The sequence below is a fragment of the Halomonas sp. C22 genome (genome assembly GCF_007655045.1).
GTDB classification, from domain to species: Bacteria; Pseudomonadota; Gammaproteobacteria; order Pseudomonadales; family Halomonadaceae; genus Vreelandella; species Vreelandella hamiltonii.
Genome location: NZ_VBVC01000003.1, coordinates 457,976 through 479,014, shown reverse-complemented (window position 1 = coordinate 479,014; position 21,039 = coordinate 457,976). Strand labels below are relative to the sequence as shown.

Here is a 21,039-nt window from a genome sequence, read left to right as displayed (position 1 = left end):
GATGTTCTTCATAGGGCTAAAAAAAGCTCAATAGCTTGCCCAGCGTTTCCATCCCCCGTTCGCTGCGCTGGGTCCATGGGTGGCCATAGCTTAAGCGGATGCAGTGGCGAAACTGCTGGGTCGCGGAGAAAATCGGCCCAGGCGCGAGGCTAACGCCATGGTCGAGCGCTATACGAAACAGCTGAAGCGAATCGACGTGTTCGGGAAACTCCACCCAAAGGAAATAACCGCCCTTCGGGCGGGTAATGCGAGTTCCTGATGGAAAGTAGCGATCTGCTGCTGCCAGCATGCTGGCTTGCTGGGCTTCCAAGGCATGGCGTAGCTTGCGCAAATGGCGGTCGTAGGCACCGTGTTGCACGTAGTCAGCAATGGCGGCCTGGGCGGGGATTGAGGGGGAAATGGTGGTCATCAGCTTTAGCCGCGAGATCTCCTGAGCATAGCGACCGCCCGCTACCCAACCCACCCGATAGCCGGGTGCCAAGCATTTCGAAAAAGAGCTGCAGTGAATCACCAGGCCCTCATCATCAAAGGCTTTCACGGGGGTGGGTGGCGTGCTGCCAAAATAGAGCTCGGCATATACGTCATCCTCTAGCATGGGCACTTGGTACTGCTTGAGTAACTGGTAAAGCGTCTGCTTGCGCTCGTTGCTTAGGCTGGCACCGATGGGGTTCTGCAGGTGGCTCATAAACCAGCAGGCTTTGATGGGCAGCGCCGCTAATCGCTCTGCCAGCACCTCCAGGTCAATCCCTTCCCGAGGGTGAACCGGAATTTCCACCGCGCGAAGCTGGAGCCGCTCCAGTACCTGCAAGCTGGCATAAAAAGCAGGCGACTCAACGGCGACCAGGTCCCCCGGCTTGGTCACGCACTGCAGGGCAAGATTGAGCCCCTCCATCGCCCCATTGGTAATTACCAGCTCGTCCATCGGCAATTGAATGCCGCCCAGCACGTAACGTAAGGCAATTTGCCGACACAGGTCGGTATGCCCGGTGGTCATCTCGGCCACCACCTGTTGGGGCGAAAGTGCCCGCAACCCGCGCGTCATGCTGATACTCAAGCGAGAGAGCGGAAAAAGTTCCGGGCTCGGGAAGGCCGAGCCAAACGGCACCGTTTGGTCATCCTGCAGTGAATCCAGCACCGAAAACACCAGCTCGCTGACCTTCACTTCTGCTGGGTCGGTGGGGCGTAGCGTGACGCGGGGTTCGTTGATCAGGCGCCGCGCATGTTCACGAACAAAGTAACCCGAGCGTGCCCGCGCGATGATCAGCCCTTGGTTTTCCAGTAAATAGTAGGCCTGAAACACCGTCGAAGGGCTAATGCCGTGATGGCGGCTCGCCTGGCGCACGGACGGTATGCGTTCGCCAGGGCCCAGTACGCCCTGGCGAATCAGTGTGGCTATTTCGTCGGCAAACTGTTCATAGCGTTTCATGGCTTAAATCCGCGGGTGCTAGGCGCTGGTGCTTTGGGTGATCGACAGGATCGATACTCTCAATCAACAGCATATCAAAACTGATACGGCTTTTTTCTCTAAAACTGCATCTGTTTTACTGGTTGTCCAGAAGGGCATAGTGGCGGCTCATTCGGTGAAGCCTCTCGACCGTACAGCTTGCCACTCTCTCTTTCCTGGATATCGGTATGACGCAACGCATTCCACTGCAAGACCTGACCACCGATGCAGCCGTTGAACACCATTCGCCTCAGGTGAAACCTGCTGGTCACTTGCCATCCAGATCTGGGCATATCTATGTGCGAGAGATACGGGGTTTTTTCCAGCGCATAAGGCGTTATTCCAACTGGCTGCTGATCGCGCTCTATGTGGGCCTGCCGTGGCTCCAGTGGGGTGACCGCCCCTTGGTGTGGTTTGACCTCTCTGCCCAGGAGTTTCACCTCTTTGCAGCGACGTTTTACCCTCAGGACTTTATCCTGCTGACCTGGATTCTGGTGCTGTGCGCCTTTGGTCTGTTTTTGATCACGGTGGCAGCGGGGCGAGTGTGGTGTGGTTATAGTTGCCCACAAAGCGTATGGACGTTTCTGTTTATTTGGTTTGAGCACCGCCTGGAAGGACCAAGACACCGTCGGATACGCCGCGATAATGCACCTGGCACGCTGGAGTCGTTATGGCGAAAAGGCGCCAAACATACCGCTTGGCTACTGATTGCGCTGGTAACGGGCATTACCTTCGTGGGTTACTTTACGCCGATGGTTGGGCTCGTGAAGGATCTCCTCAGCCTGGAGGTACACCCTTGGGCGCTTTTCTGGATTGGTTTTTTCACCCTGTTTACCTACCTGAACGCTGGCTGGTTGCGCCATCAGGTATGTCTGCACATGTGCCCCTATTCACGCTTTCAGTCGGTGATGTTCGATAGCGATACGCTGATCGTTTCTTACGATGCCGTCCGTGGTGAACCGCGTCGTGACCATCGAAAAGAGGTTGCGAAAGCGGTTGTTGGAGACTGTATCGATTGCGAACTGTGCGTTCAGGTATGCCCCACCGGGATCGATATTCGTGATGGCCTGCAGTATGAGTGTATCGGCTGTGCGGCATGTATCGATGCCTGCGATGGCGTGATGGCGCGTATCGATAAGCCGCTGGGCCTGATTCGCTACACTACCGAGCGCGCGTTGAAGGGCCAGCCTACGCGGTTTTGGCGCCCTCAGCTGTTTGCTTGTACGGCCGTTCTGCTGTCTATGGTGATTTTGCTGATGGGGTTCTTGATCGCTCGAGTGCCTATTGATGTAGATATTGCTCGTGATCGTCAGACGCTATTTGAAAGTACGGCCGAGGGGCGCATTATCAACTACTACACCGTGACGCTGCGCAACCAGGATACGCAGGAGCAGCGATACGCGTTATCTGCCACTGGTTTGCCAGGTCTGCGCTTGCAAGGTGCCAGCACGCTCATCCTGGCCGCTAATGAGACGAGGCAGCTACGCGTATCGCTCGATGCTGAGGCGTCAGTGATGACCCAGCCGAGTCACCCGGTGGTGCTGCATATCACTGTGTTGGATGAGCCCGCGATTTACTACAGCAAGGAAACACGGTTTTTAGGACCGACTCGTCAGTAAGCGTGAGGCCAGGCAGTAATGAGGAAAGATACATGATGACCATGCTGATTTTTTTGATGATATTCGTGGGCATAACAGCCGCTTGGTATCAGATTTACCAAATGCACTTCAAGATCAATACCCCTGACGAAACGGCGCTCTCGGGCAATAAAAGCAGGCAGATGGATACGCTCACGGCAGCTCTCGAGCGGTCATCGGATGAGGTGGATACTCCACGATTTGATGAGGCGGCGACGCGTATCTTTGGACCTGGGGTCAACCTGGAAGCCCTGCGTATTGCGTTCTCTCAGGAAGGGCGCAACCGCTATGGTGTACCACTTCTGCGACGTAAGAGAGTGCTCATGAGCGGTCCGATGTGTCCGGCAGAAGAGGGAGGTATTCGCGCTCGCCATCTGCGGCTGTTCAAGACGAGGTTGCCCTCTATCGATGTCAGGAAGGGATGCATACTGGCGGTCATCGCGAACTGCGGAATCGTACAGCTATTGGCGGCAATGAGTGTGTATACCATTCACTACTCTGTGGACGTATCGGCATTTGCGTGGGTCAATCAACCGGTGATGATCCTATCGGCGATATGGGGTGTGGTGGTCTTGAATATCCTGATCTTCAAGCTCGATACCTATCTTCATGATCTTTATCAGGCGAGACAGTTGAATCAGCTAACGCCTCTGTTCAACTAAAAATAAGCCGTGTCAAAACGACAACGCCGCCTCATGGGCGGCGTTGTGGGTAGTGCTACATACTCAGATCAGCGATTCCAGGCAGGACTCGATGATGTCCAGGCCTTCGTTCAGCACGTCGTCTTCGATGGTGACGGGCATCAGGAAGCGGATGGTGTTGCCGTACATACCGCAGGAGAGCAGGATCAGACCCTCTTCACGGGCTTTTTTGCACAGCGCCGCCGCCAGCTCCGGGTTCGGAGTGCGGTCGGTCTTGTTGTTGACCAGTTCGAAGGCGGCCATGGCGCCCATGTTGCGCACGTGGTCGATGCAATCGAACTTGCCCTGCCACTCGTTGAAGCGTGCCGCCAGCTTCTCGCCCAGTGCCTGGCTTTTCTCGAGGATGTTCTCCTCTTCGAAGATTTCCATGACGGCCAGCGCAGCCGCACAGGCAGTGGGGCTGCCGGTGTAGGTGCCGCCCAGGGAGTTGGGGCCAGAGGCGTCCATCACCTTGTCGGTACCGACGATGGCCGAGATCGGCATTCCGTCGGCCATGCTCTTGGCCATGGTCATCATGTCCGGCTCGACGCCGCTGTGCTCGATGGCGAACATCTTGCCGGTGCGGCCAAAGCCTGACTGCACTTCGTCGATGATCATCAGCATGCCGTGCTCATCGCAAATTTCGCGAATCTTCTTCAGGAAGCTGGTCGGGGCGGGGTAGAAGCCGCCTTCACCCAGCACCGGCTCCAGAATGATGGCGGCAGTGTCTTTGGGGTTGGCGTCGGTTTTCAGCGTCATCTTCAGGCCGCGAATCGCTTCGTCTTCGCTGACGCCGTGGTAGGGCACCGGGTAGGGCGCGCGGAATACGGTGCCGGGCATCGGGCCGAAATCGGTCTGGTAGGGCGCGACCTTGCCGTTCATGGCCATGGTGTAGAAGGTACGGCCATGGTAGCCGCCATCGAAGCAGATCACGTTGGAGCGGCCAGTGGCGGCGCGAGCGATCTTCACCGCGTTTTCCAGCGCTTCGGCACCGGAGTTGGCCAGCATGACTTTGGCATGGCCGCGTACGGGAACGAGATGGCTGAGCTTTTCGGCGACCTTGACGTAGCCTTCATAGGGCATGACCGTTTGGCAGGTGTGCATGACCTTGTCGAGCTGGGCTTTTACCGCCGCGACGACCTTCGGGTGGCGATGCCCCACGTTCAAGACACCGATACCGCCCGCGAAGTCGATGAAGCGGTTGCCGTCGGCGTCCCAGATCTCAGCGTTTTCGGCGCGGTCCGCAAAGGCGGTGGCGGGGCTTGCAGCGCCCGCCGCGACGTATTTCTGCTTTAGTTCGTTTAGCTCGGCATTGCTCATGGCTCAACTCCTTTGGGTTGGGGTGTGCTTGTCAGCATCTTGTAAGCATAGTGCGCATCTCGACATCGTGTGCATCAGCGTGTATCACACAGATGACGATGCGATGACGACGCGATTGCGTCCTGCCTGCTTGGCCTGATACATGGCCTTGTCTGCCTGATCCAGCATCCGAGTGCTGGAGCCTTTACTGTAACATGCGATGCCCGCCGACAGCGTCACGGTGAGCTGGTGCTGGGTATAGGGCGTTTGTGCCACCTCTTGGCGGATGCGCTCCAGGGCGGTTTGAGCCCCTTCGGCGTCGATCTCCGGCATGATGATCAGGAACTCTTCGCCTCCCAGACGTATCTGGACATCCGTGGTGCGCAGCTGTTGGTTGACCACTTGCGTCAGCTCTTGGAGCACGCCGTCGCCGGCGCCATGCCCATAGGTGTCGTTGATCTGCTTGAAATCATCCAGGTCGAAGAGCGCAATGCTCAGCGGGTTGCCGTAGCGCTGGCAGCGTTCGATGGCTTCCTCCAGCTTGGCAAGCCCCTGGCGACGGTTTAGCAGGCCGGTCAACTCATCGTGGTGCGCCAGATACTCCAGGCGCTCATTGGCTTGCTTCAGGCGCTCTTCCAGCCGCTTGCGCTGGGTGATATCGACGATGAACGTGACCTTGCGGGCCAGGCCATCATCGCCCTCTATGCGAGCGGCTTCGGCGATGATGGTGCGCACTTCGCCATTCTTGCAGCGCACTTCCCACTCCTGGCGCAGCTCGTGCGTATCGTTGCCTTTGATGAAGACATCGTGCAGCTGGCTGATCTGTTGGCGATACGCTTCGGGCACCACGATGGTGAAGTGCTGACCAATCAGCTCCTCTTCCTGGTAGCCGTAGAACTGGCAGTAGGCCGGGTTGACCATCTCGAAATGACCATGGGGGTCGGTGATGCAGATACCCAAGGGTGCCGTCTTGATAACGTTCTCCGTATTGCGCTTCGAGCGGTGTATCAGTTGGTACAGCTGGTCGGTGCTAATCGCGTTCATTCAGCGCTCCGTGCCTGACGATATCTCGTGACGTAGTGCTTCCAGCATAGGCGTAAGCCCAGTGGCCAGCTCGCCAATCATGGGCTTTGCATACAAGAAGCCCTGTTGCCGGGTGATGCCTGCCCGAGCCAGCCACAGCGCTTCCTGGCGCGTTTCCACGCCTTCGGCAATCAGCGTCATGTCCAGTTCCCTGGCCAGCAGGATGATCGCATTGAGCAGGGCCTGACGACGTGGGTGCTGATCGCAGTTCATGACCAGCTCACGGTCGATCTTGAGCTTGTCAGGTGCCAGAACGGTCAACAGATCCAGATTGGCATAGCCGTTGCCAAAGTCGTCCAGGGCCGTTTTGAAACCCATGTTGCGGTAAGCATCGATGATGTTGCACAAGTGTTGGCGGTCGCGTACCCGCTCGGTCTCGGTGATCTCGAAGATCAGTTTGTCGGTGGGCCATCCCACCCGTTGAGATACCTCCAAGGTGGCTTGAATGCAGGCTTCGGGTTCATATACGGCGTTGGGCAGGAAGTTGATGGAGAGATCGGTCTCCATGCCCAGCTCGCTGGCCAGTTCGATGGCACGGACCCGGCACGCCTGATCGAAGCGATACAACAGGTCGTCGGTCACTTGGGACAGGATGCTCCAGGCAGAAGCGCCATCGAGGCCGCGAACCAGGGCTTCATGGGTCACCACGCGGGCCTTTGAAAGGTCGACGATGGGTTGGAAGGCCATGGTGAACTCAAAGGGCAGCTCGCCTTCACAGCGTTTACACACTCCGTTCACTCGCGCACAGTTAGCCATGCCGTTACCCCATGTCGTCTTTCATTCGGCCGACGGGTCACGTCGCCTGGATTGGAAATCGTCGAAAAGCACGTGCTCGCATTGGCAACGTGCTGCCAAGAGTTAAGCTTAGTCTAGCGATAACGGCATTGTCTGTATAGGTTTTGTATAGAGTGGCGGTAGCAGACAAAAAAAACGCCCGGCTGGGCGTTTCAAGGGGTACTACATCGACATAGGTGCATAGTTAAAATGGGTAATAGTTAAAGTGGGTCATATTCGCAAGAGAGCAGTGCTAGATGATGCCTGCCGCGCGAAGCGCCGCGCGCTGCTCGTCACTGATGCCAATGGCATCCAGCACGCTATCGGTGTGCTCGCCCAGGGTCGGGGGAGCGCTCTGGGCACTCAGTGACTGCCCGTTGATACGAATCGGGTTGGCGACGAGATTGACTTCGCCTGCCAGTGCATGGGGCAGCGTCTGCTTGAGCCCGCGTGCCTTGACATGAGGATCGTCGAACACGCGATCAAGGGTATTGATAGGCCCGCAGGGCACACCGACCGCTTCGCAGGCTGCCAGCCAGGTATCGGTAGGCTGTGCTGCCAGGGCGAGCGCCAGGATCGGCACCAGCGCTTCGCGATGCTGTACACGACTGCCATTGGTGGCAAAGCGTTCGTCTTGCGCCAGGTGCGGCTGGTCGATGACCTGGCAGAAGCGTTTGAACTGTTCGTCGTTGCCGACCGCCACGATCATGTGGCCATCGGCGGTAGCAAACGCCTGATAGGGCACGATGTTCGGGTGCGCATTGCCCAGCCGCTGGGGTACCTGGCCGGAGGTCAGGTAATTGAGTGCCTGGTTGGCCAGCACACCTACCTGTACGTCCATGAGCGCCAGGTCGATATGGCAGCCTTCGCCACTGTCGCGGCGCTGGTATAGCGCTGCCAGCACCGCATTGGTGGCATACAGGCCCGTGAAAATGTCGGTAATGGCGACCCCCACCTTGACCGGGCCGCCACCGGGTTCACCGTCGGGTTGGCCGGTCAGGCTCATGAGGCCGCCCATGGCCTGGATCATGAAATCGTAGCCCGCTCGATGGGCGTAGGGGCTCTCCTGGCCAAAGCCCGTAATGGAGCAGTAGACCAGGCCAGGATTGAGTGCTTTCAGGCTCGCGTAGTCCAGGCCGTACTTTTTCAGCCCGCCTACCTTGAAGTTTTCCAGCACCACGTCCGATTGGGTCGCCAACTGCTTGATCAGTGCCTGGCCTTCGGGCTTGGCCATATCGACCGTCACCGAGCGTTTTCCGCGATTGGCGCACAGGTAGTAGGCCGACTCGTTGCTGCCGGAGAGCCAGGGTGGCCCCCAGTGGCGCGTGTCATCGCCGCTTTGGGGGCGCTCTACCTTGATCACCTCGGCACCCATGTCGGCCAGCATCTGCCCGCACCAGGGGCCTGCCAGTACCCGAGAGATATCGAGTACCTTGATGCCTGCCAGGGGCTTTGCGACTGTGCTCATGGGGTGCCTCGCTGAGTGATGACGACGTTAGAAGAACGACTGAATGCCGGTTTGTGCGCGGCCCAGAATCAGGGCGTGCACATCGTGCGTACCTTCATAGGTATTCACGGACTCCAGGTTCACCATGTGGCGGATCACGCCGTACTCGTCGGAGACGCCATTCCCACCGTGCATGTCGCGCGCCACCCGGGCGATGTCCAGCGCTTTGCCACAGTTGTTGCGTTTGATCAGCGAGATCATTTCCGGCGCCCAGTTGCCGCTGTCCATCAGGCGGCCCACCTGCAGGGCGGCTTGCAGGCCCAGGGTGATTTCGGTCTGCATGTCGGCCAGCTTCTTCTGGATCAGCTGGTTGGCGGCCAGCGGGCGGCCAAACTGCTTGCGGTCCAGGGTGTACTGACGGGCAGCGTGCCAGCAGAATTCAGCGGTGCCCATCACGCCCCAGGCGATGCCGTAGCGTGCTTTGTTCAAGCAGCCGAAAGGACCTTTCAGGCCGCTGACGTTGGGCAGCAGGTTCTCTTCGGGAACGAAGGCGTTGTCGAGGACGATTTCGCCGGTGATCGATGCACGCAGAGAGACCTTGCCTTCGATTTTCGGGGTGGAGAAGCCTTCGGTGCCACGCTCGACGATGAAGCCTTTGATCTGGTTATCGTGGGCAGCGGACTTGGCCCAGACCACCGCGATATCGGCAATCGGGCTGTTGGTGATCCACATTTTCGCGCCGGTCAGGCGGTAGCCACCATCGACTTTTTCCGCACGGGTGATCATGGAGCCCGGATCGGAGCCATGGTCGGGTTCGGTCAGGCCGAAGCAGCCCACCATCTCGCCACTGGCCAGCTTGGGCAGGTATTTCTGTTTCTGCTCTTCGGAGCCATACGCTTCGATGGGGTACATCACCAGCGATGACTGCACGCTCATGGCCGAGCGGTAGCCGGAATCGACACGCTCCACTTCACGGGCGATCAGGCCATAAGCCACGTGGTTGACGCCCGCGCCGCCGTATTCCGGGGAAACCGTGGCGCCCAACAGGCCCAGCTCGCCCATCTCGGACATGATGTCACGATCGAAACGCTCTTCGCGGAAAGCGCTCAGCACACGTGGTTGCAGGTTTTCCTGGCAGTAGTCGTGGGCGGCGTCACGAATCTGGCGCTCTTCATCGGTGAGCTGGTATTCGAGAAGCAGCGGGTCGTCCCAGTTGAAGCGTGTCATGGCGTTGAACTCCGAAAGATGATCTTGTTGGGGTCAATGTATCGCCGTTATTTAAAAATATCTACATTTTTTTAAAACGCAGAATTTAATCGCCCGGCATTCAATCGATGCCGCGGGCTTGCAGTACCCGTGTGATGATAGGCACCGGGGTCATCAGGTGGTCGCGCATCAGGTCGGCCGCCTGCTCGGTGTTGCGGGCGAGAATGACGTCGACCAGCGCAGCGTGCTCCTGGCGCTTGATGTCCAGCGCCTGGGGCGACATGACGGTCTCTTGCAGCCACAGGTGGCGATAGCGCTCTACCTGATCGAACAGGGTGTTGCGCATCTGCAGCAGGTGGGGGGAGTTGCAGCCGCTGGCAATAGCGGTATGGAACGCCTTGTGGCGTAAATCCCAGCCGTCCAGCAGTTCGTCGGGGGAGCTGACGTCGGTGACTTTGGCCAGGCGGTGTGCCGTGGCCAGGACGTTGGCTTCCCAGTCGTCGTCGCCACGTTCGATGGCGAGGCGCAAAATCAGCCCTTCCAACTGAGCACGAGCGTCGTAGATATCGTTCAGTTCGGCCAGCGACATGGCCGCCACCCGGTAGCCCCGTTGGCTGATGGCCACGACCAGCCGGTCGGCGACCAGCTGTGACAGCGCTTCACGCAGGGGGCCGGTGCTCACGCCGTAATACTCTTTCAAACGGCTCATCAAGAGCTTCTCTTCGGGGGCATAGCGGCCACGAATGATGTCCTGCTTGAGCGCGTGGTAAGCGCTAATCGCTAGGTTCTGGCGCGGTGCATCGTGCTCCATGGGGACTCCTTGGATCAGTGTGGCTTAGACCAATGTAGGGGCGTGGCGGTCAACGTAGAATAACGGCTATTATCAATAAATTTTGAAAATTTGGCACAGGTAACGACATTCATGTGGGATTTCATCATTGTCGGCGGCGGCATACTGGGTTTTTCCACCGCCATGCAGTTGCAACAGGCCTACCCGGACAAACGCTTGCTGGTGTTGGAAAAGGAAGCAGGCCCCGCTCAGCATCAAACCGGCCATAACAGCGGCGTGATTCATGCCGGGGTGTATTACACGCCAGGAAGCCTGAAAGCGAAGTTTTGCCTGGAGGGTAACCGTGCGACCCGCGAGTTCTGTGACCAGCATGGCGTGCGTTACGACATCTGCGGCAAGCTGCTGGTGGCCACCAATCCGCTGGAAAAGCAGCGTATGGAAGCGCTCTGGGAGCGCACGGCGGCCAACGGTCTGGAGCGGGAGTGGTTGGAGGCCGCGGCGCTCAAGGAGCGAGAGCCCAACATTACCGGTGTGGCGGGCATTTTCGTGCCTTCCAGCGGCATCGTGAACTATGCCGAAGTCACCCAGGCGATGGCCGCCGAGTTCACCCGGCTGGGCGGCGAGATTCGCTTCGATCACTGCGTGACGGGCCTTGACGAGCGGGCCGATGAGGTCGTGGTGACCACCGAGCACGAGACCTTCACCAGCCGCTATCTGGTCTCCTGCTCGGGGTTGATGGCCGACAGGGTGATCCGCATGCTGGGCAAGGACCCCGGTTTCACGATTTGCCCCTTCCGTGGCGAATACTACCTGCTTCCCGAGCGCCACAACCGCATCGTCAACCACCTGATCTACCCGATTCCCGACCCCGCCATGCCTTTTTTGGGTGTTCACCTGACCCGCATGATCGACGGCACGGTCACCGTTGGGCCCAATGCGGTGCTGGCGCTCAAGCGCGAAGGGTATCGCAAGCAGGACATGTCGCTACGCGATATGGGGCAGATGTTCAGCCACCCAGGCATCCTGAAAGTGCTGGGCAAGCATCTCAAGCCTGGGCTGGTAGAAATGAAAAACTCGCTTTACAAGCGCGGCTATCTGGAGTTGGTACGCAAGTACTGCCCGAGCCTGACCCTGGAGGATTTGACCCCTTACCCGGCGGGCGTACGCGCTCAGGCGGTCTCCAACGATGGTCGGCTGGTGGATGACTTCCTGTTCGTGAATACTCCGCGCACGGTCAACGTGGGCAATGCGCCATCGCCTGCGGCGACCTCGGCGCTACCCATTGGTGCGCATATCGTGGAGCAGGTGAAAACGTTGTTGGATTAGTATCTAACGCGACTGCCGTGCTAACGTTTAAATACCGTTCTCGGCGCCGCTGACGGCGGCGAGAAACTGGCTCCTTACCTCCTTTACGTCAACCATAATCAATAAGTCCAAGCAGGACGGAGGCAATTCCAATGAAAAAACTAAAATATACCGTTGCAGCGACCATGATGGCGGCTGCTCTGCCCGCCAGCGCTCAGCAGCTCTCCATCGCGACCGGCGGTACCGGCGGCGTTTACTACCCGATCGGTGGTGGCTTTGCCGAAATGATCAACAACCATATCGATGGCGCTCAGGCGACCGCCGAAGTGACCGGCGCTTCCGTCGAGAACATGGGGCTGATCATGCGCGGTGATGCCGATCTGGCCTTGGTCCTGGCCGATACCGCTTATCAGGCCTATACCGGTACGGGTGATTTTGAAGGTCGTCAGATCGAGAATACTCGCGCACTGGCCTCGGTCTACCCGAACGCGGTGCAGCTCGTGACGCTGGCCGAGTCGGACATTCACAGCATTGCGGATCTGGCTGGAAAACGCGTCTCCGTGGGTGCGCCGGGTAGCGGCACCGAGCTGAACGCGCGTGCTCTGCTGGAAGCCAATGGCGTCAGCTACAGCGACTTCACTCCCCAGCGCCTGAACTTCAACGAAACCGCCGATGCCATTCGTGATGGCGATATCGACGCCGGTTTCTGGAGCGTTGGTCCGCCCACCAGCTCAATTCTCAACCTTGCTGCCACGCGCGATATTCGCCTGATCGGCCTGTCCGATGAAGAGATTGCCAACGCTCAGGAAGTGGAAGCGGTGTTTGCGCCTTATGAACTGGCCGCGGGCATGTACGATGGCATGGACGAAGCGGTCCAGACCATTGGTATTCCCAACGTACTGGTCGTCAATGCCGATATGGACGAAGAGCTGGCCTACCAACTGACCCACCTGCTGTTCGAAAACATCGATGAGCTGATCGCCGTTCACCCGGCAGCCAACGACACTACCGTCGAGTTCACCATGGGCTCTACGCCAGTGCCGCTGCATCCGGGCGCTATCCGCTACTTCGAAGAAGCCGGTGCGGATATCCCTGACAACCTGCGCCCGTAATCGCGGAGCCGCTATGCGGTGGTATTTTCCACTGGTGGCGCTTCTCACGATGAGCGGCATGTGCGCCGAAGCGGGGGCTACCCCTGCTTCGGCGTCGCAGCGTCTGGTCGTCACGACCGCAGACCATCAGGCGCTGCTGGATGTCGCGGCACCCAGCGGCAGCCGCTGGTGCATCCAGTGGCAGCACTCGGTAAAGCATTTCACGGTCCTGGACTGCTACCGTAATGCGGCAGGAACGCTGCAGCTGGAGCGTAGCCATCAGCCGGATTTTGCCGCTGGGCTCGGGCATGTCCTGGGACGTGGCGAGCAAGTGTCGGATGGGGAGGGTGGCTACTGGATCAATGAGATTAACGAATCGGTGCCCAATAACCGCTACGCACTACGGGTGGGGGCTCTCGCGGTAAACCATCAGGTGGTCTGGCCCGATGGTGAGCATGCCGCGTGCAGCTTGAGCGAGCGGGTGGCTGGGCAGCGTGTCACGATTCAACTGATGGAGGCTCGCGACGTCTTGCCCCATGACGATATCTGTCAATGAAAGCTGTTGCCAAGCACATCACATAAAGCCGGGTGTACCACGCCTGGCGCTATTACATAACGTATAAGTTAGCTAACGCTTCCGAGGACTTCATGAACGAATCCACTCCACCGCCGGTCATCATGCCGGGCGGGAATGCGATTCAACCCCGCATTGTGCTGTGGTGTATCACCATTGTTGCCGTGGGGCTTTCGTTATTCCAACTCTATTCTGCGGGTATTCAACCCCTGGGTCTCTTCTATCAGCGCAGTATCCACCTTGCGCTGATCATGCTGTTGGCGTTTCTGATGTTTCCGGCTTTTGGCCCTCACCGTAAACGCGGTGTGCTGGGCTGGGGGATCGATTTTATCTTCTTCGCCGGGGCGCTGATCACCGGGGGGTACCTGGTGCTCAACCTGGACGCCATTTTCAGCCGCGCCGGATTCTGGAACGAGACGGACATTCTGGTGGCCTGTATTGCCACGGTGACCGTACTGGAAGCCAGCCGCCGTGCGGTGGGCCTGGGCATGACGATTATTGGCCTGTTGGCGATCATCTATGCCTTTGCCGGGCCGCGGGGCGAGCTGCCCTGGCTGGGCGAGTGGATGCCCGGCATCATGGCTCACCGTGGCTACAGCCTCGACCGCGTGGCGGGTCAGCTCTACCTGGGGCAAGAGGGCATCTTCGGCCTGCCGCTGGGCGTGGCCGCCACATATATCTTCATTTTCGTCCTGTTTGGCGCGTTTCTGGAAAGCACGGGCGCAGGCAAGTTCTTCATCGACATGGCTTACGCTGCCACGGGCAGGCAGCGTGGTGGCCCGGCAAAGGCGGCGGTGCTGGCATCGGCGGGCATGGGGTCGATTTCTGGCAGTGCCATCGCCAACGTGGTGACCACCGGAGCGTTCACCATTCCGCTGATGAAGAAGCTGGGCTACAAGCCGAAGCAGGCGGGAGGCATCGAGGCGGCGGCTTCTACCGGTGGGCAGATCATGCCGCCGCTGATGGGGGCCGGGGCGTTCCTGATTGCCGAGTACACCAATACGCCGTACCTGGAAATCGTCAAGATCAGTATTCTGCCGGCCATCATGTACTTTGCCACGGTGTATCTCTTCGTCCACATCATCGCCTTGAAGCAAGGCATGCAGGGCATGCCCAAGAGCGAGCTGCCGCAGATGCGCCAGGTAATGAAGGATGGCTGGCATTTCCTGCTGCCGCTGGCGGTGCTGGTATGGCTGCTGGCCATGAGCATGTCGCCCATGCGGGTGGGCTACTACGCGGTGGTGACCATGGTCGCCGTGGCGGTGATCCGCTATGCGCTGTGGTACTTCTTCGTGGCTCCCAAGCAGGGCCAACCCGTGACCTTCGAGCGCACCAAGGGGGTGCTGTGGGCCGGGCTGGTGAAGCTGGTTCAGGGGCTGGAGCTGGGCGCGCGCAACGCCGTGGCGGTCTCGATGGCCTGTGCCGTGGCAGGGATCATCGTGGGCGTCGTGGGGCTGACTGGCCTGGGGCTCAAGTTCTCCTCCATGATGCTGGCCTTCTCTGGCGGTAACCTGGTGCTGGCACTGTTGATGGTTCTGTTGGCGAGTCTGATTCTGGGCATGGGTCTGCCCGTGACGGCCAGCTATATCGTATTGATCGTGCTGGTCGGCCCAGCCTTGACTGCCGAGTTCGGCGTGCCGCTGCTGATCGCTCACCTGGTGGTGTTCTGGTACTCCCAGGACTCCAACGTGACGCCTCCCATCGCCTTGGCAGGCTTTGCCGGGGCAGCGATTGCGGGCAGTAAACCCATGGAAACCGGCGTGCAGGCGTGGAAGTTTGCCAAGGGGCTCTACCTGATCCCGCTGTTCATGGTGTTCAACCCGGAGATCATCGTGGGTGGGCCGGTACCGGTGGTGATCTGGAACGGCGTCATCGCCATTCTGGCGCTGGGGGCGTTTGCCGCGTCGCTGGAGGGCTACCTGTTCACGCGCATGTCTTGGGTGCCGCGTCTGGCCATTGGCGGCGCGATCTTCGCAGTGTTCTACCCCAGCCTGTGGACAGAAATCGCAGGCGTGGTGGTCATGGCGGTGGTCATTGCGGCCAACTGGCAAGCCAGCCGACGTGAGGCGCTGAGCGTAGCGAGTTAACGGCCATCCCTAACAGAAAGCCCGGAAACCTTGAGAGGTTCCCGGGCTTTTTCATGCCTGCGGTTCAGGTTGGACTGTCGACCACAGGGCGGGCTGGCGGGCAGTTAGAAGATCGATTCTGCTGCGCCTGAGCCCTGTGAGCCGCTGGCTTCTTCCAGCTCCTGGCTGATCCGGCGTGCCTGGTAGTCGGGCAAGTGGTCACGGTGGAACAGCTCGGAAATACCGCCCGGCTGGTCATCGTGCAGGCGACGTCCCGTTTCCGAGTCTACGCGTGCCGAGACCACCGTGTCGGGGCGATCCGGAATCGCCGACGGTGAGCCTGCCAACGCATCCCCCATGAACTCGATCCAGATGGGCAGGGCGGCATTGGCACCATACTCGGCGATGGTTTCATTGCTGTCCTTGCCGACCCAAACGGTGGTCACCAGCGCGCTGTTGAAGCCCGCGAACCAGGCATCTCGCTGGCTGTTGGTGGTGCCCGTCTTGCCCACGATATCATCGCGGTTCAAGCTGAGCGCCGCACGGCCAGTGCCCGAGGTGATGACGTCGCGCAGCATGTCACGCAGGATATACACCGCCGCTGCATCAGCCACGCGGGGGGCAATCGGGTAGGTCTTGCCGTTGATCTCCACGCTTTCCTGGCCTTCGGCACAGCCGGCACAGGCCACCTGCGGGGTGGCTTCGTCGATCAACTCGTTGTCGTCATCGCGGGTAATCCGGTCGATGAACCAGGGGGAGACCTGGAAGCCGCCGTTGGCAATCACGGCGTAGGCATTGGTCATTTCCAGCGGCGTCAGGTCGGCACTGCCCAGCGCCAGCGACAGGCCACGTGGCAGGCGCTGGGGTGCAAACCCGAACCCTTCCAGGTACTGGATGGTGTGATCCAGCCCCATGGTCTGCAGCACACGAATGGTGACCAGGTTGCGAGAGCGAGCCAGCGCAGGGCGCAGGCGCATGGGGCCCTGGAAGTCACGGCTGGAGTTCACCGGGCGCCACAGGGCGTTGCTGCCGTCGTCCAGCACCACGGGGGCATCATTGACCACGCTGGCGGCGTTCATTTCGCCATCTTCCAGTGCCGCCAGATAGATGAACGGCTTGAAGATGGAGCCCGACTGGCGCTGAGCCTGTACGGCGCGGTTGAACTTGCTGGCGTTGAAGTCGAAGCCACCTTGCAGGGCCAGAATCGCACCGGTACGCGGGTCCTGGGCCACCAGAGAGCCTTCGGCATCCGGGCGTTGAGAGAGACGCAGGGAGCCGTCGTCATTCTCGATGACACGAATCAGGTCGCCACGCTCGGCAATCTGGCTGGCGCTGCTGGGTTCGGCACCTCGGCTGCGCGGGCTGAGGTAGGGGCGCGCCCAGCTCAAGCCGCTCCAGGCGATGGTGTGCAGTTCACCGCCACGGGTGAGTACCTGCATTTCGCGGCCACTGCTTTCGACCACGATGGCGGGACGCAGCAGGCCATAGTTGGGCGTGCGTTCGAGTACCTGCAGCCAGTTGCTCACGTCGCCATCGACACCTTCCACTTCCGTCTGGCTGCGCTGGGCGGCCTGACGAGCGGTCTGGCGAATTTCAGGTGACTCCGAGAGCTCCTCTTCGAGGCCCTGGGTATTGGTCTGCTCCTGGGCTTCGACCAGGCTAGGGGCGATTTCACGCTGTTCGGCACCGCGCCAGCCGTGACGCAGGTCATAGGCAATCAAACCGTTGGCCAATGCCTGACGGGCGAAAGGCTGCATGGTGCTGTCGATGGTGGTGTAAATGCGGTAGCCGCCGGTATAGGCCGCATCGCCAAAGCGCTCGATGGCGTACTGACGGGCCATTTCAGAGACATAGGCCGCATCCACCTCGGTTTGGGTGAAGTGGCGACGAGCGGTGACCGGGTCCTGCACCGAGGCTTGGTAAGCCTCGTTGTCGATGTAGCCCAGTTCGCGCATGCGGAACAGGATCCAGTTACGACGAATCAGCGAGCGCTCGGAGTTGGCCAGCGGGTTGAAGGCAGACGGCGCCTTGGGCAGGCCTGCAATCATGGCGGTTTCGGCCAGGCTCAGCTCGGCCAGCGGCTTGTTGTAGTAGGTCTCCGCCGCTGCGGCGATACCGTAGGCGCGGTTGCCAAGGAAGATCTTGTTGACGTAGAGCTCGAAGATTTCCTCTTTGCTGAGCACTTTTTCCATCTGCAGGGCCAGCAGGATCTCGCGTATTTTACGCGTGAACGTCTGGTCCAGTGTCAGCATGTAGTTACGCGCCACCTGCATGGTGATGGTGGAGCCACCGGACTGGATGGAACCCCCGCTCTGAACGAGCTCGACCGCTGCTCGGGCCAGGCCGCGCGGGTCGACACCGGCATGGTTGAAGAAGCTGGCATCCTCGGCGGCAATCAGCGCGTTGACCATGTTGTCCGGGATGTCATCGAAGTCGATCGCCATGCGGCGCTCTTCGCCAAATTCGCCAATCAGCTTGCCGTCATTGGTGTAGATACGGAGCGGCGTGTGCAGCTCGAAATTCTGCAGTTGCCGAACGTCGGGCAAACCCGGAGAGAAGTAGATCGCCGCGCCGATGACCGCCAGTACCGTGGCGCCCATCAGCGCAACGACCAGCGAAAATAGCGACAGCACTAGAGTTCGTAAAAACGTCATGAACAGTGGGCACCCATGAAAAGAGAGTAGGTATGGTGGTGTAACCGCCATAGCGCGCAATGGCTGCCATTATAGGAAGGGGAAGCAGCGGCCACCAGTGTTGATATGGCGTAGAGGCATTGGCGTGTGCCTTAAGCAAAAATCATGTAACCTCGAAACTTGCACGATAGGCAGGCGGAGCCGGACTCAACATGCGCTTACTAGCACCCAGTAAAGGGTTGATTGGTGTCGATATTACCTCGGCGACCGTCAAGCTGCTCGAACTCAAGCAGTGCAATGACAATTTTCAGGTAGAAAGCTACGCCGTGCGCCCCCTGCGTGAAGGCGCAGTGGTCGAGCGACGCATCCGAGATATCAACGATGTGGCCAACGTGTTGAGCCGGGCAGTGGAGCATGCCAAGCCTTCGACCCGCAAGGCCGCCGTCGCCGTTCCTGCCAGCGCTGCGATTACCAAAACGCTGCAATTTCCCGCTTCGCTCAGCGAAGACGAGATAGAAGAACGGATCATCGCCGAGTCTGACCGCCATATCCCCTTTCCGTTCAGTGAAGTGGCGTTCGATTTTCACTGCCTGGGCCCTGCGCCTTTCGATGAAGAGCAGCAACAGGTCATTCTGGTGGCTTGCCGTCAGCAGGATGTCTCCCAATTGACCGAAACTCTGGAGCGTGCAGGGCTCGAACCCGCTGCCGTCGACGTGGAAACCTTCGCCATGGAGCGCTCGTTGGCCGAGCTGCGCCGCCAGCTGAAGGTGGATAGCGACCCCAACGCCTGCGTAGGCCTGGTGGATGTCGGGGCCAACATGAATGCCTTCCATGTAGTGCGCGGTGGCCATATCGTCTACAGCCGCGACACGGTGTTTGGTGGCCGACAGCTGACCGATGCCATCCGTGACTACTATTCGCTCAGTATCGAAGAAGCCGGGTTTGCCAAGAAACGCGGTGGCTTGCCCGATGACTATCAGGAGAAGGTGCTCAATCCCTTTCTCGACACGGTCGTCCAACAGGTGGGTCGCTCCCTGCAGCTTTATTACACCGCTGGCCGCCAGCATGAAGTGCAGCATATCGTTCTGGCCGGCGGGTCGAGCGTGATACCCGGCCTGGCAGAGCGCATTTCCGAAGATAGCGGCATGACGGTGACCATTGCCAATCCGTTTCAACGCATGCGGATCAACAAGCGTCTCAATATCGAAGGGCTCACCAACGATGCACCGGCCATGCTGACCGCGGGTGGGCTGGCCATGAGGGCCGGGCTATGAGCATCACCATCAACCTGCTGCCCTGGCGTGAGGCGCGACGGCAGCGACGCACGCGACGCTTCGCGCAACTGGTCATCCTGATGTTGCTGCTGGGCGTGGGGCTTGGACTGGGCGCTTCGCAACTTTATCAGCAGAAGCTGGCGGCGCAGCAGCAGCGCAATGCGTACATCACGCAACAGCTCGAGCGTTTGAACAGTGAAATTGCCGATGTGCAGCGCTATCAGGCCTCGGTAGCTCGCCTGGGTGAGCAATTGACGCTGTTTCAAACGCTGCAGGGCGAGCGGGCCAGTACGGTCAAGTTGTTCAATGACATCGCCGCCAGCGTGGTCGATGGCGTGGTGTATCAGCGTCTGGCGCGCAGTGGTGACCGTGTCAGTATTTCGGCCATGGCCGGTAACGAGCGGCAGGTATCCGAGCAGCTTCGTCAAATCGCCGACATGCCAGGCTTGGGAGTGCCGCTATTGTCGGAAGTCGCCAGCGGCCAGGATGGCACCAGCCGGGTTTTTCAGTTCGAGGTGGTGCAAGTGCTGCCCGGTAGCGAGGAGTCAGCGCCATGATCTGGAGCCGACAGCGGTGGCGTGACGAGTGGCAGCGTCTGCAGAGCGTCGATTGGCAAGCGCTGGATGTAAAAGAGGCGGGCGAGTGGCCCACCTTGTTGAAAGGCCTGTGCTGCTTGCTGGCATTCGTCATCGTGTTCGGCGGTCTGAGCTGGTGGCTGGTCGGCGAGAAGCGTATTGCGCTGGAAGCGGCGCAGCGTCAGGAAGTGCGTTTGCTGGGTGAGTATCGTGGCAAGGTGGGTGAAGCGGCTTTCTTGCCGGAGGTACGCGACCAGTTGACGCTGTTGGAAGAGCAGATTTCCTCGATGCGTGCCATGCTCCCCACCAGCGCCGAGATCCCCACGCTGCTGGACGGTATCAGCGATGCTGCGGTGAGCAACAATCTGACCATCGAGACCATTCGCCTTCGCCCCACGGTACTCAATACCCACTATGTCGAGCACCCCTTCGATATCCAGGTGAGGGGCGGCTTTCATGAGCTGGCACGCTTCGTAGCGGATATCAGCCAGCAGGCGCGGATCATCACCCAGCAGGATGTCACTCTGGTGCCTATCGAGCAGGGCAGTGATACGCTGCGCATGTCGCTGCTGGCGCGCACCTATAGCTATATAGATGATGCAGAGCAGGGGGGCACACCATGAAGCGTTGGCCCGTCCTGGTAGGGTGCCTGTTACTGCTGGCTGGCTGCGGGGATGCCAACCTGGCTCAGTTGGACGAACAGCTCAATGACATTCGGCGTAGCCCAGCGGGGCAGCCGCCGATAGAAATACCGACGATTCCCGATTACCGAGTGGTCGATTATCGTTATAGTGATGCACGTAGCCCCTTTTTAGCACCCGAGAGCATTCGTACGCAGGCCTCGTCGGCCTTGCTGGAAAGTGCCCTTGCCCCGGACCAGCAGCGCCCTCCCGAGCCGTTGGAGCAGTTTCCGTTGCCATCGCTGCGCCTGGTGGGCACGCTGCGCATGGGCGGTCAGCAGGTGGGCATGATTGCCGCTCCGGATGGCAGTGTGACCAGCGTCAGGGTGGGCAACTACCTGGGTACCGACCATGGACGCATCACGGCCATTGAACCGCAGCAGGTGCGGCTGACCGAGCGCATTTTCAATCAGCAGCAAGGCTGGCAGGAGCGCCCGGCGGCGCTGACGTTGGAGTAAGCCGCAAGCGCCCTGCCACATAA

18 protein-coding genes are annotated in these 21,039 nt (G+C 59.7%); 10 read left to right on the top strand and 8 right to left on the bottom strand.

What is annotated here, in order from left to right; all coding sequences use genetic code 11:
• Positions 1-16 precede the first annotated feature (16 nt).
• Positions 17-1,426 carry an aminotransferase-like domain-containing protein gene (gene mapR / locus FEU76_RS08850; protein ID WP_039180496.1) on the bottom strand — a complete coding sequence of 470 codons (1,410 nt, stop codon included), beginning with the start codon at positions 1,424-1,426 and terminating at the stop codon, positions 17-19.
• A 206-nt stretch (positions 1,427-1,632) separates the two neighbouring features.
• Here mapR and ccoG point away from each other — a divergent pair, with 206 nt between their 5' ends.
• Positions 1,633-3,063 carry a cytochrome c oxidase accessory protein CcoG gene (gene ccoG / locus FEU76_RS08845; protein ID WP_144982229.1) on the top strand — a complete coding sequence of 477 codons (1,431 nt, stop codon included), beginning with the start codon at positions 1,633-1,635 and terminating at the stop codon, positions 3,061-3,063.
• A gap of 32 nt (positions 3,064-3,095) precedes the next feature.
• Positions 3,096-3,743 (top strand): hypothetical protein, encoded by a 648-nt coding sequence (locus FEU76_RS08840; RefSeq protein WP_144982226.1) that lies wholly within the window; start codon positions 3,096-3,098, stop codon positions 3,741-3,743.
• 63 nt (positions 3,744-3,806) lie between these two features.
• Here the strand turns inward: FEU76_RS08840 and gabT are convergent, their stop codons facing one another.
• From gabT to csiR, 6 genes are all read right to left on the bottom strand, one after another.
• Positions 3,807-5,081 carry a 4-aminobutyrate--2-oxoglutarate transaminase gene (gabT, locus tag FEU76_RS08835; protein WP_096922317.1) on the bottom strand — a complete coding sequence of 425 codons (1,275 nt, stop codon included), beginning with the start codon at positions 5,079-5,081 and terminating at the stop codon, positions 3,807-3,809.
• Positions 5,082-5,165: 84 nt separating this feature from the next.
• The gene (locus FEU76_RS08830) at positions 5,166-6,104 is read right to left on the bottom strand and encodes a sensor domain-containing diguanylate cyclase (RefSeq protein WP_096922319.1); all 939 of its coding nucleotides are present in this window, start codon (positions 6,102-6,104) and stop codon (positions 5,166-5,168) included.
• Positions 6,105-6,899 carry an EAL domain-containing protein gene (locus FEU76_RS08825; RefSeq protein WP_144982223.1) on the bottom strand — a complete coding sequence of 265 codons (795 nt, stop codon included), beginning with the start codon at positions 6,897-6,899 and terminating at the stop codon, positions 6,105-6,107.
• A 271-nt stretch (positions 6,900-7,170) separates the two neighbouring features.
• Positions 7,171-8,385, bottom strand: a complete 1,215-nt coding sequence (locus tag FEU76_RS08820; protein ID WP_144982220.1) for a CaiB/BaiF CoA transferase family protein — start codon at positions 8,383-8,385, stop codon at positions 7,171-7,173.
• A gap of 27 nt (positions 8,386-8,412) precedes the next feature.
• Positions 8,413-9,591 carry an acyl-CoA dehydrogenase gene (locus FEU76_RS08815; RefSeq protein WP_096922325.1) on the bottom strand — a complete coding sequence of 393 codons (1,179 nt, stop codon included), beginning with the start codon at positions 9,589-9,591 and terminating at the stop codon, positions 8,413-8,415.
• A gap of 100 nt (positions 9,592-9,691) precedes the next feature.
• On the bottom strand, positions 9,692-10,381 hold the full coding sequence (gene csiR, locus FEU76_RS08810) for a DNA-binding transcriptional regulator CsiR (protein WP_016914862.1): 690 nt from the start codon (positions 10,379-10,381) through the stop codon (positions 9,692-9,694).
• A gap of 111 nt (positions 10,382-10,492) precedes the next feature.
• Here csiR and lhgO point away from each other — a divergent pair, with 111 nt between their 5' ends.
• The 4 genes from lhgO to FEU76_RS08790 all read left to right on the top strand — a co-directional run bounded on the left by lhgO (position 10,493) and on the right by FEU76_RS08790 (position 15,417).
• On the top strand, positions 10,493-11,686 hold the full coding sequence (gene lhgO, locus FEU76_RS08805) for an L-2-hydroxyglutarate oxidase (protein WP_039180126.1): 1,194 nt from the start codon (positions 10,493-10,495) through the stop codon (positions 11,684-11,686).
• Between the two features lie 131 nt (positions 11,687-11,817).
• Positions 11,818-12,777 (top strand): TAXI family TRAP transporter solute-binding subunit, encoded by a 960-nt coding sequence (locus FEU76_RS08800; protein WP_039180122.1) that lies wholly within the window; start codon positions 11,818-11,820, stop codon positions 12,775-12,777.
• Between the two features lie 13 nt (positions 12,778-12,790).
• A complete protein-coding gene (locus FEU76_RS08795; RefSeq protein WP_039180119.1) occupies positions 12,791-13,312 on the top strand; it encodes a DUF1850 domain-containing protein in 522 nt (173 codons plus the stop codon).
• Between the two features lie 92 nt (positions 13,313-13,404).
• A complete protein-coding gene (locus tag FEU76_RS08790; protein ID WP_039180114.1) occupies positions 13,405-15,417 on the top strand; it encodes a TRAP transporter permease in 2,013 nt (670 codons plus the stop codon).
• 104 nt (positions 15,418-15,521) lie between these two features.
• Here FEU76_RS08790 and FEU76_RS08785 read toward each other — a convergent pair whose 3' ends face one another.
• Positions 15,522-18,050: a penicillin-binding protein 1A gene (locus tag FEU76_RS08785; RefSeq protein ID WP_144982217.1), complete on the bottom strand. Its 2,529-nt coding sequence runs from the start codon at positions 18,048-18,050 to the stop codon at positions 15,522-15,524.
• A gap of 191 nt (positions 18,051-18,241) precedes the next feature.
• Between FEU76_RS08785 and pilM the strand changes: the two genes are divergently transcribed.
• From pilM to FEU76_RS08765, 4 genes are read left to right on the top strand one after another with little or no spacing between them, the layout of a single operon-like run.
• Entirely contained in the window at positions 18,242-19,303 is a 1,062-nt protein-coding gene (gene pilM / locus FEU76_RS08780; protein WP_144982214.1) for a type IV pilus assembly protein PilM, read from the top strand.
• The gene (locus FEU76_RS08775; protein WP_039180105.1) at positions 19,300-19,860 is read left to right on the top strand and encodes a PilN domain-containing protein; all 561 of its coding nucleotides are present in this window, start codon (positions 19,300-19,302) and stop codon (positions 19,858-19,860) included. The genes pilM and FEU76_RS08775 overlap by 4 nt, the downstream gene beginning before the upstream one ends.
• Complete coding sequence (locus FEU76_RS08770) at positions 19,857-20,501, top strand: type 4a pilus biogenesis protein PilO (RefSeq protein WP_039180103.1); 645 nt, start codon at positions 19,857-19,859, stop codon at positions 20,499-20,501. The genes FEU76_RS08775 and FEU76_RS08770 overlap by 4 nt, the downstream gene beginning before the upstream one ends.
• Positions 20,498-21,016 carry a pilus assembly protein PilP gene (locus FEU76_RS08765; protein ID WP_167385710.1) on the top strand — a complete coding sequence of 173 codons (519 nt, stop codon included), beginning with the start codon at positions 20,498-20,500 and terminating at the stop codon, positions 21,014-21,016. Before FEU76_RS08770 ends, FEU76_RS08765 begins: the two co-directional genes overlap by 4 nt.
• Positions 21,017-21,039: the final 23 nt, after the last annotated feature.

Coding starts and splice junctions, on each gene's coding strand:
- mapR (WP_039180496.1), bottom strand. CDS start 1,426: ATGAAACGCTATGAACAGTTTGCCGACGAAATAGCCACACTGATTCGC.
- ccoG (WP_144982229.1), top strand. CDS start 1,633: ATGACGCAACGCATTCCACTGCAAGACCTGACCACCGATGCAGCCGTT.
- FEU76_RS08840 (WP_144982226.1), top strand. CDS start 3,096: ATGATGACCATGCTGATTTTTTTGATGATATTCGTGGGCATAACAGCC.
- gabT (WP_096922317.1), bottom strand. CDS start 5,081: ATGAGCAATGCCGAGCTAAACGAACTAAAGCAGAAATACGTCGCGGCG.
- FEU76_RS08830 (WP_096922319.1), bottom strand. CDS start 6,104: ATGAACGCGATTAGCACCGACCAGCTGTACCAACTGATACACCGCTCG.
- FEU76_RS08825 (WP_144982223.1), bottom strand. CDS start 6,899: ATGGCTAACTGTGCGCGAGTGAACGGAGTGTGTAAACGCTGTGAAGGC.
- FEU76_RS08820 (WP_144982220.1), bottom strand. CDS start 8,385: ATGAGCACAGTCGCAAAGCCCCTGGCAGGCATCAAGGTACTCGATATC.
- FEU76_RS08815 (WP_096922325.1), bottom strand. CDS start 9,591: ATGACACGCTTCAACTGGGACGACCCGCTGCTTCTCGAATACCAGCTC.
- csiR (WP_016914862.1), bottom strand. CDS start 10,381: ATGGAGCACGATGCACCGCGCCAGAACCTAGCGATTAGCGCTTACCAC.
- lhgO (WP_039180126.1), top strand. CDS start 10,493: ATGTGGGATTTCATCATTGTCGGCGGCGGCATACTGGGTTTTTCCACC.
- FEU76_RS08800 (WP_039180122.1), top strand. CDS start 11,818: ATGAAAAAACTAAAATATACCGTTGCAGCGACCATGATGGCGGCTGCT.
- FEU76_RS08795 (WP_039180119.1), top strand. CDS start 12,791: ATGCGGTGGTATTTTCCACTGGTGGCGCTTCTCACGATGAGCGGCATG.
- FEU76_RS08790 (WP_039180114.1), top strand. CDS start 13,405: ATGAACGAATCCACTCCACCGCCGGTCATCATGCCGGGCGGGAATGCG.
- FEU76_RS08785 (WP_144982217.1), bottom strand. CDS start 18,050: ATGACGTTTTTACGAACTCTAGTGCTGTCGCTATTTTCGCTGGTCGTT.
- pilM (WP_144982214.1), top strand. CDS start 18,242: ATGCGCTTACTAGCACCCAGTAAAGGGTTGATTGGTGTCGATATTACC.
- FEU76_RS08775 (WP_039180105.1), top strand. CDS start 19,300: ATGAGCATCACCATCAACCTGCTGCCCTGGCGTGAGGCGCGACGGCAG.
- FEU76_RS08770 (WP_039180103.1), top strand. CDS start 19,857: ATGATCTGGAGCCGACAGCGGTGGCGTGACGAGTGGCAGCGTCTGCAG.
- FEU76_RS08765 (WP_167385710.1), top strand. CDS start 20,498: ATGAAGCGTTGGCCCGTCCTGGTAGGGTGCCTGTTACTGCTGGCTGGC.